Annotated in this window: 9 protein-coding genes; 1 reads left to right on the forward strand and 8 read right to left on the reverse strand. The window is 64.1% G+C overall.

Annotated features, from left to right (window positions below; translation table 11 throughout):
• Nucleotides 1-2: 2 nt before the first annotated feature.
• The 7 genes from ABIA96_RS03625 to ABIA96_RS03655 form a co-directional block, all read right to left on the reverse strand.
• Nucleotides 3-1,286: an acetyl-CoA C-acetyltransferase gene (locus ABIA96_RS03625; RefSeq protein WP_354135637.1), complete on the reverse strand. Its 1,284-nt coding sequence runs from the start codon at nt 1,284-1,286 to the stop codon at nt 3-5.
• Nucleotides 1,286-3,553 (reverse strand): acyl-CoA dehydrogenase, encoded by a 2,268-nt coding sequence (locus ABIA96_RS03630; protein ID WP_354135638.1) that lies wholly within the window; start codon nt 3,551-3,553, stop codon nt 1,286-1,288. The genes ABIA96_RS03625 and ABIA96_RS03630 overlap by 1 nt, the downstream gene beginning before the upstream one ends.
• Before the next feature lie 177 nt (nt 3,554-3,730).
• Nucleotides 3,731-4,354, reverse strand: coding sequence for a flavin reductase family protein (locus ABIA96_RS03635; protein ID WP_354135639.1), 624 nt, complete (start codon nt 4,352-4,354; stop codon nt 3,731-3,733).
• A 177-nt stretch (nt 4,355-4,531) separates the two neighbouring features.
• A complete protein-coding gene (locus ABIA96_RS03640) occupies nt 4,532-5,131 on the reverse strand; it encodes a TetR/AcrR family transcriptional regulator (protein ID WP_354135640.1) in 600 nt (199 codons plus the stop codon).
• 33 nt (nt 5,132-5,164) lie between these two features.
• Nucleotides 5,165-8,302, reverse strand: a complete 3,138-nt coding sequence (locus ABIA96_RS03645; protein WP_354135641.1) for an efflux RND transporter permease subunit — start codon at nt 8,300-8,302, stop codon at nt 5,165-5,167.
• A gap of 180 nt (nt 8,303-8,482) precedes the next feature.
• Nucleotides 8,483-9,589, reverse strand: coding sequence for an efflux RND transporter periplasmic adaptor subunit (locus ABIA96_RS03650; RefSeq protein WP_354135642.1), 1,107 nt, complete (start codon nt 9,587-9,589; stop codon nt 8,483-8,485).
• 278 nt (nt 9,590-9,867) lie between these two features.
• Entirely contained in the window at nt 9,868-11,196 is a 1,329-nt protein-coding gene (locus ABIA96_RS03655) for an MFS transporter (protein WP_354135643.1), read from the reverse strand.
• Nucleotides 11,197-11,273: 77 nt separating this feature from the next.
• On the opposite strand from ABIA96_RS03655, the gene ABIA96_RS03660 reads away from it, so the two are divergent.
• Nucleotides 11,274-11,753, forward strand: coding sequence for a ribosomal maturation YjgA family protein (locus ABIA96_RS03660; protein WP_354135644.1), 480 nt, complete (start codon nt 11,274-11,276; stop codon nt 11,751-11,753).
• Nucleotides 11,754-11,792: 39 nt separating this feature from the next.
• On the opposite strand, the gene ABIA96_RS03665 is transcribed toward ABIA96_RS03660, so the two are convergent.
• A complete protein-coding gene (locus tag ABIA96_RS03665; protein WP_354135645.1) occupies nt 11,793-12,953 on the reverse strand; it encodes a winged helix-turn-helix domain-containing protein in 1,161 nt (386 codons plus the stop codon).
• Nucleotides 12,954-13,046 lie beyond the last annotated feature (93 nt).

Consider the following 13,046-nt stretch of genomic DNA (forward strand, 5'->3'; position numbering starts at 1 on the left):
GGTCACACCGCCTCGATCAGCATGGCGCCGCCGAGCCCGCCCCCGATGCATTCGGTGGCGACACCACGCCGCGTGCCGAGCCGCTTCATCGCGTTGACGAGATGCAGCACGATGCGGTTACCGGAGGTGCCGACGGGATGGCCGAGCGAGATGGCGCCGCCATCGACGTTGAGTTTTTCGCGGTCGATCTCACCAGCCGCGCCCTCAAGCCCGAGAATCTCGCGGCAGAATTTGTCGTCGTTCCAGGCGGCAAGACAGCCGAGCACTTGCGTCGCAAAGGCCTCGTTCAGCTCCCAGGTCTCGACATCCTGGATGGTGAGATTGTTGCGGGTCAGGAGCGGCGTGGCCGACATCACGGGGCCGAGCCCCATGATGCTTGGATCCAGCGCAGCCCAGTTGCTGTCGACGATCGCAGCCTTCGGCGTCAGTCTGTGCTTTGCGACCGCCGCGTCGGAGGCGAGGATCACCCAGGAGGCACCGTCGGTGATCTGCGAGGAATTGCCGGCGGTGACCTGGCCCCAGGGACGCTCGAACACCGGGCGGAGTTTTGCGAGTGTCTCAGCGGTGGAGTCCGGACGCACGCCGTCATCATGGTCGAAGAATTTTCCGTCGCGGGAGAACGCGGTCTCGACCTCGCCCTTGAGAAAGCCTTGCGTCTGCGCATGGGCGAGCCGGCGATGGCTCTCGGCAGCATAAGCATCGGACTGTGCGCGCGTGATGCCGAAGAGATGACCGACGACCTCGGCGGTCTGCCCCATGTTCAATTCTGTGATGGGATCGGTCAGCCCGCGCTCCAGCCCGATGATCGGCTTCAGATAGCGCGGCCGTAGCTTGAACGCGGCGGCGAGTTTGGCGGCCACGCCCTTTGCAGTGGCCAGACCGGCGAACCAGCGCACCCCGGAATTCGGCCACACCAGCGGCGCGTGGCTGAGCGCCTCGGTGCCGCCCGCCAAAATCATGTCGGCATGGCCTTCGCGGATGTAGCGGTAGGCCGTGTCGATCGACTGCATGCCGGAGCCGCAATTGATCTGCACGGTGAAGGCGACCATGTCCTCGCCCATGCCGAGCCGGAGCGCAGCAACGCGCGCCGGGTTCATCTCGTCGGCGATCACGTTGACGCAGCCGAGGATCACCTGGTCGAAGTCGGTTGGTGAAAACGGCTGGCGCGCCAGCAGCGGCCGGCCGCATTGCACGGCAAGATCGACCGGCGTGAATGGCCCCGGCCCCGAGCGCGCCTTCAGAAACGGCGTCCGGCTGCCGTCGACGATGAATACCGGTCGTGCCATCAGCTCGCCGCCCTCTGTTCACCGAGTTCCTGGAAGAACTGATGCACGTCGCCGGTTTTCTTGTAAATCGGCGACAACGCCTCCGGCGCAAAATCGTCGACCTCGATCACCTTTGTGACGGCTTCGTGAGCGGCGGCCAACTGCTCACCTTCAGCCTGCGTGATCACGCCCCTGGTGACGCCGTCCTTCCAGTCCCGGATATGCGCGGCGCGCATGCGCTTGGCGATGGCGTCGGTGCTCGTCACCAGGCTGAAGGCGCGCTCCAGCCGGGCAAAGCCGCTGTCGTCGTCGACATGGGCGAGGTCCGGCGTGAGACGTTCGCGGGCTGCCGAGGGCTCCAGCACAATAGCAGCGCATTGGTGCACGACGCGATCAGACGGGCCGAGCACGCGGGCTCCGAACGGCTGGACCACCAGCTTGAGGATGACAGCAACGAAACGGTTCGGCAGATTGGCGAGGATTTCGGCGAGCCGGTTCTCGATGGTCCGGAAGCCCGAGGCCATGCACCATTCCAGCGCGGCAAAATCCTCCTTCTGCCGGCCCTCATCCTGCCAGCGCTTCAGCGCGGCCGACAACAGATACAGCTCGGAGAGGATGTCGCCGAAGCGCGCCGACAGCATTTCCTTGCGCTTCAGCGCGCCGCCGAGCGTGAGCAGCGCCATGTCGGCGCAGAGCGCGAATGCCGCGGAGTAGCGCGAAAGCTGGCGATAGAATGGCGTCGCGTCGCCCGCGTCCGGCGCAAGCGCGAAGGCGCCAAAGGTCCAGCTCCGGCCGAAGGCGCGGAACAGGGTCTGAAAACTGTGACCGAGATGTTTCCAGAACGCCTTGTCGAACGCGGTGAGCCCGCGCTCGCGATCGGTGTCCGCGAGCGCGTTCATCTCGTCGAGCAGATACGGATGCGCGCGGATCGCCCCCTGCCCGAAAACGATGAGATTGCGGGTAAGGATGTTGGCGCCCTCGACCGTGATGCCGACGGGAACAGCGCGGTGCAGATTGCCGATATAGTTTTGCGGACCGTCGATCACGGCCTTGCCGCCATGAATGTCCATGGCGTCGTCGACCGCGATACGCATCCGTTCGGTCGCGTGCAGCTTCATGATTCCGGAGATGACGGCGGGATGGACGCCGGCATTGAGCGCCGCGCAGGTCAGCCGACGCGCGGCGTCGAGCTGATAGGCGGTGGCGACGATGCGCGCCAGCGGCTCCTCGACGCCCTCGAACTTGGAGATCGAGATGCCGAACTGCTCGCGGATGCGCGCATAGGCGCCGGTGGTGCGCGCCGCATAGGCAGCGCCGGCAGCAGAGAGCGACGGCAGCGAAATACCGCGGCCGGCGGCGAGCGCGGTCATCAGCATCTTCCAGCCCTGCCCCAGGCGCTCTTGGCCGCCGATGACATAGTCGAGCGGGATGAAGACATCGCGCCCCCAGTTCGGACCGTTCTGGAAGACCTGCATCGACGGCAGATGGCGATGGCCGATCTCGACGCCGGGCAGATTGGTCGGAATCAGCGCGACCGTGATGCCGAGCTCTTCCTGGCTGCCTACGAGATGATCGGGATCATAGGCCTTGAAGGCAAGGCCCAGCAGCGTCGCGACCGGACCGAGCGCGATGTAGCGCTTGTGCCAGTTGAGCTTGAGGCCGACGACCTCGCGGCCTTCGAAAACGCCCTTGCAGATGATGCCGGTATCGACCATCGAGGCAGCATCGGAGCCGGCCTCCGGGCTGGTGAGCCCGAAGCAGGGAATGTCGCGGCCGTCAGCAAGCTGCGGCAGCCAGCGCTCCTGCTGCTCCTTGGTGCCGAAGCGCATCAGGAGCTCGCCAGGCCCGAGCGAGTTCGGCACCATCACGGTGACGGCGGCAGCAATCGAGCGGGTCGAGATTTTTCGCACCACTTCCGAATGCGCGTATGGCGAGAAGCCGAGGCCGCCAAACTCCTTCGGAATGATCATGCCGAAAAATTTTTCGCGCTTGATGAAGGCCCAGACCTCCTCAGGAAGGTCCCGCCATTCCCAAAAGATCTTCCACTCGTCGAGCATGGCACAGAGTTCGTCGACGGGACCGTTGAGGAAAGCCCGCTCCTCGTCGGTCAGCCTCGCCTGCGGGATCTTGAGCAGCTTCGACCAGTCGGGATTGCCGGTGAAGAGATCGGCGTCCCACCAGACGTCGCCAGCCTCCAGCGCTTCGCGCTCGGTGTCGGACATCGCCGGCAGCACGCCGCGGGCCCAGGAGAAGATCGGCTTTGTCAGGGTGTCGCGGCGGAAGCTCATGGCGGACCTCATGCAACGGCGCGGTTACAGGGCATTTTAGCGGAAATTGACCGGCGGAAGTGAACACTTCGCCAGCAAAATCGTGCGAATTGACGCGGCCGGGCGGCCGCCCCGGGGACCATAACGGCCGGGGCGTGGGAGCAGTTCCGGGAGGGAAGGTGCCGTAATGCGGTCGGCCTAATCCGGCCGGACCATCTCGAACATGTTCTCCGGCTTGATTTCGAAATAGTCGCCGCGGCGCCCCGCACGCACGATCGGGCGGGCGGCGGCGGTCTGGTAGACGCCGTCCTTGATCATGGCCTTGTCGATGTGGACGGCGACGACCTCGCCCAAGGTCAGCCAGGCGTCGGCCTCCTTGCCGTCGGCGCCCTTGAGGCGGACGATGTCGGACACCTTGCACTCGAAGGCGACGGGGCTCTCAGCCACGCGCGGCACATTGACGAGCTTGCCGGGGACGGCGGTGAGGCCCGCGATCTCGAATTCGTCGACCTCAGGGGCGACATGCGCAGCGGTCGCGTTCATGTGCTTGGCGAGATCCATCGTGGCAAGATTCCAGACGAATTCGCCGGTCTGCTTGATGTTCTCGACCGAATCCTTCCAGTTGGTGGAGGAGAAGCCGATGATCGGCGGCACATAGCAGAACGCGTTGAAGAAGCTGTAGGGCGCCAGATTGACGTGGCCCCTGGTGTCGCGTGAGGAAATCCAGCCGATCGGCCGCGGCGCGATGATGGCGTTGAAGGGATCGTGCTTGAGGCCGTGGCCCTTGGCGGGCTCGTAGAAGTACAGGTCTTTGTCGGTCACGCGCTGCTTCCTTTTCGTCATTGCGAGTGCAGCGAAGCAATCCAGAATCCGTCCGCGGTGACAGTCTGGATTGCTTCGCTGCGCTCGCAATGACGGAGGTTGTTGATCCGTTCTGGTCCGCCATCCGCCCTTCGAGGGCGCTGCGAACTTAACTTATAGGAGAAATTCTCCCGCCCGTCAGTCGCGCGGGGACAGACCCGCGATGACGAAATCGATCATCTGGTCGATGCTCGGGCCCGGCTTGGTGGCGCACTGGGCGATCATCTGGGGGTGGAAGAAGCGCATCATCGCGGTACAGGCGCAGAGCGAGGCCAGTTGCAGGTCCGGTGCCTCGAACTCACCGGAGGCAACACCTTGCGCGATCATCTGGCCCATGACCCCGGCAATGCACTCCATATGGGCGACGCAGACGTCCCAGTCCTCCTGCATCGCGATCTCGACCATCTCATGCAGCTTGGAATCACCGACATAGCGCTCGGTGTTCATGCGATGGATGGTGGTGAGCAGCTCGCGGAAGCGCACCGGCACCGGCCCGGATCCGGCCACGATCCGCTGCGCCTCGAGCTCCACCTCGCCCATCAAGCCGCGCGCCACCGCCTGGTGAATCGCCTTCTTCGATTCGAAAAAGCGATAGACGTTGGCGGGGCTCATCCTGAGCTCCTTGGCGATGTCACCAACCGTGGTCTTCTGGTAGCCGATCACGCGAAACAGCCGCTCGGCCACCTCGAGGATACGGTCTCGGGTGTCGCCTTCGATATGTTCCGCAACCAGTGTCATGTGTCAGGACTCGTCAGTCAGTAGTCTTCTCATTTATTCAGCCGCCTCAGCAAGTGGAATTGCGTGCTCGTCATTGCTCCCATGCTGCGGCGCGGCAGGCTGTTCGGGGGTACCCGCCTCGTCCAGGCTCTTGCGGAACCACAGGGCGTAGAGGCCCGGCAGATACAGCAGCGTCAGGAAGGTTGCGACGAACAAGCCTCCCATGATCGTGATCGCCATCGGGCCCCAGAAGGCCGAGCGCGACAACGGGATCATGGCGAGGATCGCGGCGAGCGCCGTCAGCACCACCGGACGGGCGCGGCGGACGGTGGCTTCCACGATCGCCTCGCGCCGGGTCAGGCCGTGCGAGACGTCGGTCTCGATCTGATCGACCAGGATGACCGTGTTGCGCATGATCATGCCGGCGAGCGCGATCAGCCCGAGCAGCGCCACGAAGCCGAACGGCGCGTTGGCGACGTTGAGGCCAAGGGAGGCGCCGACGATGCCGAGCGGTGCGGTCAGGAACACCAGCAGCAGCCGCGAGAAGCTCTGAAGCTGGAACATCAGGAGCGTCAGCATCACCATGACCATCAGCGGGAAGAGGATGAAGATCGAGGCGTTGCCCTTGGCAGACTCTTCGAACGCTCCGCCCGCCTCAATCCGGTAGGCCGGCTCGAGCTGATCCTGAATCTGCTTCAACTTCGGCGCAATTTGGCCGGTCACGTCGGGCGCCTGCACGCCATCGACGACGTCGGAACGCACGGTGATGGCCATGTCGCGGTTGCGCCGCCACAGGATCGGCTCCTCATGGGAATACTCGATCTTGGCGATCTGCTGGAGCGGTACGGCGACGCCGTTGCGCGAGGTGATGGTGAGATCGCCGACGCTGCCGAGGTCGAGCCGTTCGGACGGGATCGCACGGGCAATCACGCCGACCTTCTCGATACCGTCGCGAACAGTCGTGACCTGCGCGCCCGAGATCAGCATCGATAACGCCTGCGACACGTCCTGCGGGGTCAGGCCCATGGCGCGAGCGCGATCCTGGTCGACGACGAGCTTGAGGTAAGGCGACTGCTCGTTCCAATCCAGCTGGACGTCCTTGACGCTCTTGTTCTCGCGCATGACGTCGCGGACCTGGTAGGCGATCTGGCGCACCTTGTTGGCGTCGGGACCGATCACGCGGAACTGCACGGGGAAGCCGACCGGCGGACCGAAATTGAATCGGTCGACGCGGACGCGCGCCTCGGTCAGCATGCCGTCGGCAACCGCGCTCTCGATCTTGGCCTTGACGCGCTCGCGCGCCTCGACTCCCTTGGCGACGATGACGATCTCGGCAAAGGCCTCGTTCGGAAGCTGCGGATTGAGGCCGAGCCAGAAGCGCGGCGAACCCTGGCCGACATAGGCAGTATAGGTGTCGATATCCTGGTCGCCCTTCAACAGCGTCTCGGCGGTCTTCACCGCCTTCTCAGTCACGTTGAAGGCGGTACCCTCGGGCAGGCGGAGCTGGAGGAACAGTTCGGGCCGCTCCGACAGCGGAAAGAACTGCTGCTGGACATGACCGAAGCCGACGATCGCGGCGACGAAGACGCCGACGGTCGCGGCCACCACCGTGATACGGTGGCTGACACACCACTGCACGATGGCGCGCAGGCCACGGTACATCCGGGTCTCGTAGACCGCGTGCGGATCGTGGTTGTGGTGCACCTTGATGTTGGGCAGCAGCATGACGCCGATATAGGGCGTGAAGATCACAGCCACGAACCATGAGGCGACCAGCGCGATCGCCACGATCCAGAAGATGCTGCCGGCATATTCGCCGACCGCGGAATTGGCAAAGCCGATGGGGAGGAAGCCAGCGGCCGTGACCAGCGTTCCCGTGAGCATCGGAAACGCAGTGGATTCCCAGGCAAACGACGCCGCACGCATGCGGTCCCAGCCCTGTTCCATCTTCACCACCATCATCTCGACCGCGATGATGGCATCATCCACCAGCAAGCCGAGCGCGATGATCAGCGCACCGAGCGTGATGCGGTGCAGATCGAGCGACATCACGTTCATGACGATGAAGACAATGCCGAGCACGAGCGGGACCGACATCGCGACCACGATACCGGTGCGCCAGCCGAGCGCGAGGAACGACACGAACAGCACGATGACGAGCGCTTCCATGAAGGAGTGCACGAATTCGCTCACGGCGTGCTCGACCACCTTGGGCTGGTCGGCGATGAGCCGGACGTCGACGCCCTGAGGCACCGCCTTCATGAATTCGGCGGTCGCCTTCTCGACGTCCTTGCCGAGCTCGAGGATGTTGGCGCCCTTGGCGGTGACGACACCGATGCCGATGGCGGCCTTGCCTTCCTGGCGTACGATGAAGCTCGGCGGATCGACATAGCCGTGAGTGACGGTGGCGATGTCGCCCAGACGGAACACGCGGCCGTTGCTCTCGACCGGAGTCTCGGCCACGGCCTTGACGCCGTCGAGCGCGCCGGTCACGCGCAGCGGCACGCGCTGCGACGACGTCTCGACCGTGCCGGCCGGCGTCACGTTGTTCTGCTTGGCGAGCGAATCGAACAGCGCCTGCGGCGTGATGCCGAGGGTGGCGAGCTTCGCATGCGAAAATTCGACGAAGATGCGCTCGTCCTGATTGCCGTAGACGTCAACCTTGGTCACGCCGGGCACCTTCAGCAGGCGCTGGCGGAAGCCCTCCGAGACCTTCTTGAGCTGAGCGTAATCGGCGCCGTCGCCGGTCATCATGTAGAGGATGGAATCGACGTCGGAAAACTCGTCATTGACAACGGGACCGAGGATGCCTGCAGGCAACTGGCCTTGCACGTCGGCGAGCTTCTTGCGCAGGAGATAGAAGAGATAGGGCACATCCTTCGGCGGCGTGGAGTCGCGGAAGGTCACCTGGAGCGCCGTGAAGCCAGGCTTGGAATAGGTCTGCACCTTCTCGAAGTAAGGCAGCTCCTGGATTTTCTTCTCGATGGGGTCGGCGACCTGCGCCTGCATCTCCTGCGCGGTCGCGCCCGGCCACAACACGGAAACGTTGACCACTTTCACCGTGAAGAACGGATCCTCGGCGCGGCCGAGCTTCTCATAGGAGAAGAAGCCGGCGACGCCGAGCACAAGCATCAGAAACAGGACCAGCGTCGGATGGCTGACGGCCCAGGCCGAAAGGTTGAAGCGCTTCATCGCTCTCTCCGGAAAGTCGATCCAATTGCCAAAACGACAGCCGCTCTGTTCAACCCGTCGTCGCGAGGCAGCGAAGCAATCCAGGGGGCTGGGCAGGTTCTGGATCGCTTCGCCGCTTCAGCCTCCGCATTCGCGCTCGGGCCGAAACTCACCTCACACGACGGAACTCGTAGAAGATGCTTAGAAAGAAAGTGACGACACCACCCGCACCTTCTGGCCGGGATCGAGCTTCTGGACACCGAGGGCGACGATCTTGGCGCCCTCTTCGACGCCGCTGCTGATGACGACATCGTTGCTGTCGTAGGACTTCACCGCGACCGGCTTCAGCGTGACGGCGCCATTGTCGTCGACGACGTAGAAGGACGGCTTGCCGCCTTCGTTGAACAGCGCCGACAGCGGCAGCCGCGCGACGCGCTCGGTTGCGGCGTCCGACAGCGTCAGCGTCGCGGTCATGCCGAGCGCGACCTTGTCGTCGGCCTCGGGCAGCGAGAATTTTGCCAGATAGGTACGCGTGGCGGGATCCGCGGCCGGCGCGATCTCGCGCAGCTTGGCGGTATATTTCTTGCCCGGCTCCGACCAAAGAGTGACGCTGGCGGCGCCCGACTTGGCACGTCCGACCAGCGTCTCAGGGATCGCGACGACCGCTTCCTTTTCGGCAAAGCGGGCGACACGGATCGAAGCCTGGCCCGCGGCGACCACCTGGCCGGGCTCGATCAGCGTTGCGGTGACGACGCCACGGGCGTCGGCGTTGAGCGTCGCGTAGGAAAGAGAATTCTTGGTCAGTTCGACCGAGCGGACGGCGCGGTCGAGGCGTGCGCGGGCCTCGTCGGCAGCGGCGCGGCTCGTATCCATCTGCGCATCCGTGGTCCAGCCCTTGGCCTTCAAATCCTTGGCGCGCTGCTCGGCGGCGGCGGCCTGGGCCAACACGCCGGTGGCGGCGGTCTGCTCGGCGACGGCCTGCTCGGCCTGGAGCTTCAGATCGATCTCATCCAGAGTGGCCAGCGCCTGCCCCACTTCGACGGTCTGGCCGACCTCGACCAGCCGCTTATCGACCTTGCCCGCGACGCGAAAACCGAGATCGCTCTCGATCCGGGGCCTGACGGTGCCGACGAAGCTGCGTTCCGGCGTCTCGGCGTCATAATGGGCGGTCGCGACCAGAACCGGCCGCGGCGGCTCGGCCTTCTGCGCAACGGTATCGTTGCACCCGGCCAGCGCAGCGGCCAGCAGAGCCAGCGACACACCCGCCAAGAGCCTGGAATAGCTGGACAAAACTGACCGAACGAACATCGGAGGACACTCCTGCGTCTACAATGAGAGGAATGTCGACTAATCACTGATGAAAGTCAATAATCGTCAGTCATCAGAAAAGCGTGATCGTTAAGGGCTGGTAATGCTTGGGGAGGGCGCAGTCAGGAAGGTGCGATCGCAGGGCAGGCGAGCCGATGGAGCTCAGCGGGCTTCAGGCAAGATATCGTACGGTGGCAAAGGTGCGTCAGGCCGTGCCCACGAGACTATCGGTGGGCACGGTGCGCCTTTGCGCACCCTACGGGACCGTTCGCACGGCCCTACCGCCCCTGTTCGGCGAACTCGTGCTTACTCTCGTGGCCGCCGACGAAGACCAAAATGCCGGCGAGCAGCGGCAGCATAGCGAGCACCAGCAAGCCGGTCGAGGTCTGGCCGGTGGCTTCCTTGACCCAGCCGATCAGATACGGGCCACCGAAGCCGGCGAGATTGCCGATCGAGTTGATCAGCGCGATGCCGCCGGCCGCCGCCGTGCCGGAGAGCCAGGCGGTCGGCAAGGTCCAGAACACGCCGAAGACGCAGAACACGCCGATCGCGGCGAAGGTCAGCGCCACCATGGTCATGGTGGGATCGGTAATGTAGCTGGAGATGGCCAACGCGACCGCGATCAACAGCATCGGCGCGCCGACGTGGAACACGCGCTCGCGCGTAGCGTCCGAATGCCGGGCCCACAGGATCATGGCGATCGTACCGAACACATAGGGGATCGCGGTGACGAAGCCGGTCTGCGCGTTGGTGAGGCCGAATGCCTTGACGATCTGCGGCAGCCAGAACTGCATGCCATAGAGCGCGGCGACGAAGCCGAAATAGACCAGGCTCAGCGTGATGACTTTCGGCGACGACAGGGCTTCACCAAGCGACAGATGCTTCACCGCCTGCTTGGCCGCAACTTCGGAATCAAGCCGCCCCTTCAGCCAGGCCTTTTGCTCGGCCGAGAGCCAGTCCGCCTTCTCCGGCCTGTCGGTGAGGTAGAACCAGGTAACGATGCCGAGCAGCACCGAGGGGATGCCCTCGAGAACGAACAGCCACTGCCAGCCCTTCAGACCCATCGCGCCATCGAGCCCGAGCAGGAGGCCTGAGATTGGCGCGCCGATCACGGTCGAGATCGGCACGGCGATCGCGAAGGCCGCGAGGAATCGGCCGCGATATTCGGCCGGATACCAATAGGTGAGATAAAGGATGATGCCGGGGAAGAAGCCAGCCTCGGCGACGCCGAGCAGGAAGCGGAGGACGTAGAAGCTTGTCACGCCATTTACGAGCGCCATCAGCGCCGAGATGATGCCCCAGGTCACCATGATGCGGGCGATCCAGCGCCTGGCGCCGAACTTTTCCAGTGCCAGATTGCTAGGCACCTCGAAGATGAAATAGCCGATGAAGAAGATGCCGGCGCCCCAGGAGAAGATCAGCGGCGTGAACTTGAATTCCGCGTTCATGGTGAGCGCGGCGAAGCCGAGATTGACGCGGTCGAGATAGGAGAAGAAGTAGGCCAGCACCAGAAACGGGATCAGGCGCCAGGAGATGGCGCGGATGGTCGAGGTCTCGATTTCTGATTTGGCTCCCGTGGAACCGGTATAGGTTGTGGTCTGGCTCATGGCTTTCCCCCAGGGTTGTTGCTTTTGTGGGCTAATCGGCGGTTTTGAGCATCGCGGGCAAAGAGTCAATGGAAGCCATGCACGGACCGCAGCCGGTCAACACCCTTGCGCTGCGACGGAGGATGCTGATCCGAACCGGGCTGGCGCTGGTCGTGATCGCCTGCGGGCTGTCCCTACGCTGGTACGGCTTTCCGCTCGGGCTTCCCGCCTTCGTGGTGAAGTATGGCGGCTCGCTGCTGTGGGCGACGATGGTGTTTCTGTTGGTCGGGGTTTTGCTGCCGTGGCTGACACGGAGCCAACTTGCGGCCATCGCGATGGTGATCGCGATCGTGGTCGAGTTTTCGCGGCTGGTGCATACGCCGTGGCTCGATGCGTTCCGGCTCACCACGGCCGGCGCGTTGCTGTTGGGGCGAATCTTCTCGCTGTGGAATCTGTTGGCATATGCGGTCGGGATTTTGCTTGGCGTTTGGATCGACCAATTCGCTACAATGCACGGTCTCGCAGGGTGGGCAAAGCGAAGCGTGCCCACCACAAGCAGATGGTGGGCACGGCGCTAACGCGCCTTTGCCCACCCTACGGAACGGTCGGCTAGCATCTCACTCCGCCAGCTGAAACCGCTCAAACCGATCGAGCTCCTCCTCGATTTTCGGCTTGAGCTCCTTGCGCCCCGCCGTCTTCTTGCCCTGCCCGAGCCAGGTCCATTTCTGCATCAACAGCTTCTTGGCCTGCCGGTCGGTCTTGAGGTCGAGCGCGGCGACGATCTCGTCGCCGACCAGCACGGGCAGCGCGAAATAGCCGAGTTTGCGCTTGGCCTTCGGCACATAGGCCTCGAATAGATGGTTGTAGCCGAAGATGAGATTGGTGCGCTTGCGCTGGATGATCAGCGGATCAAAAGGCGACAGGATGTGGACGAGATCCGGCGACACCTCGCCAGGCTCGAGCGCCGCAGGCGTGGCCCAATGCTCCTGCTTGCCGGCGCCCTCGATCGCGGCAGGGACAAGCTCGCCACGGCGGACGCGCGATGCGATGAGGGCGGCGACCGCCTTCTTGCTCGGCGCATCGAGATGGCAGATCGAATCGAGGCTGACGATGCCTTGGGAACGCAGCGCGCGATCGAGCAGGTAGGCCGTGATCGCCTTGGGCGAGGCCGGCTTCGGCAGGCTGTCCCAGCCGAAATGCCGCGTCATCAGATCATAGGTCTTGAGCATGCCCTGGCGCGCGCTGATGGTCGCGACGCCGGTGTAGAACGCAAGCTGAAGTGCCCGCTTCGAGGGTTTTCGGCTCTGCCACAGATGCTCCTTCTCGGTGAGCACGTCGTCCTCGATGTCGCGGATCGTCAGCGGGCCCGCCCGCAATAGCCGCATCACCTTGCGCGTATCGGCCGCCGTGACCGAGGCATACCATCTGTGCCCCTCGCGCTTGTGCTCGCGCATCGCCGGCAGGAAGAAGCGGAAATCGTCCGACGGAACGTAGGACAGCGCATGGGTCCAGTATTCGAACACGCTTCTGTCGACGCTCTGGGCATGCCGCAGGTCGGCGCGGCGATACGACGGGATGCGACTAAAAAGAATATGGTGATGGCAGCGCTCGATCACGTTGATGGTGTCGATCTGCACATAGCCGAGATGGGCGATAGCGTCCGCCACGGCTGCCGCGCCCTCCCCGAACGGCGCGGCCGTGTCGAGCCGCTGGGCCCGCAGCCAGATCTGCCGGGCCTGTGTCGTCGGGAGCGGAAGGGGTTTTGGTGCGCGGGACATTGCGAGAGGTAATGTAGCGGGATTCGCGCCAGGAGAAAAACAGGACCGCGAAAGAAAAAGCCGCGCTGCCATCTGCTGACAGCGCGGCCCGAT

Source organism: Bradyrhizobium sp. LB11.1 (assembly GCF_040549385.1).
GTDB lineage: Bacteria > Pseudomonadota > Alphaproteobacteria > Rhizobiales > Xanthobacteraceae > Bradyrhizobium.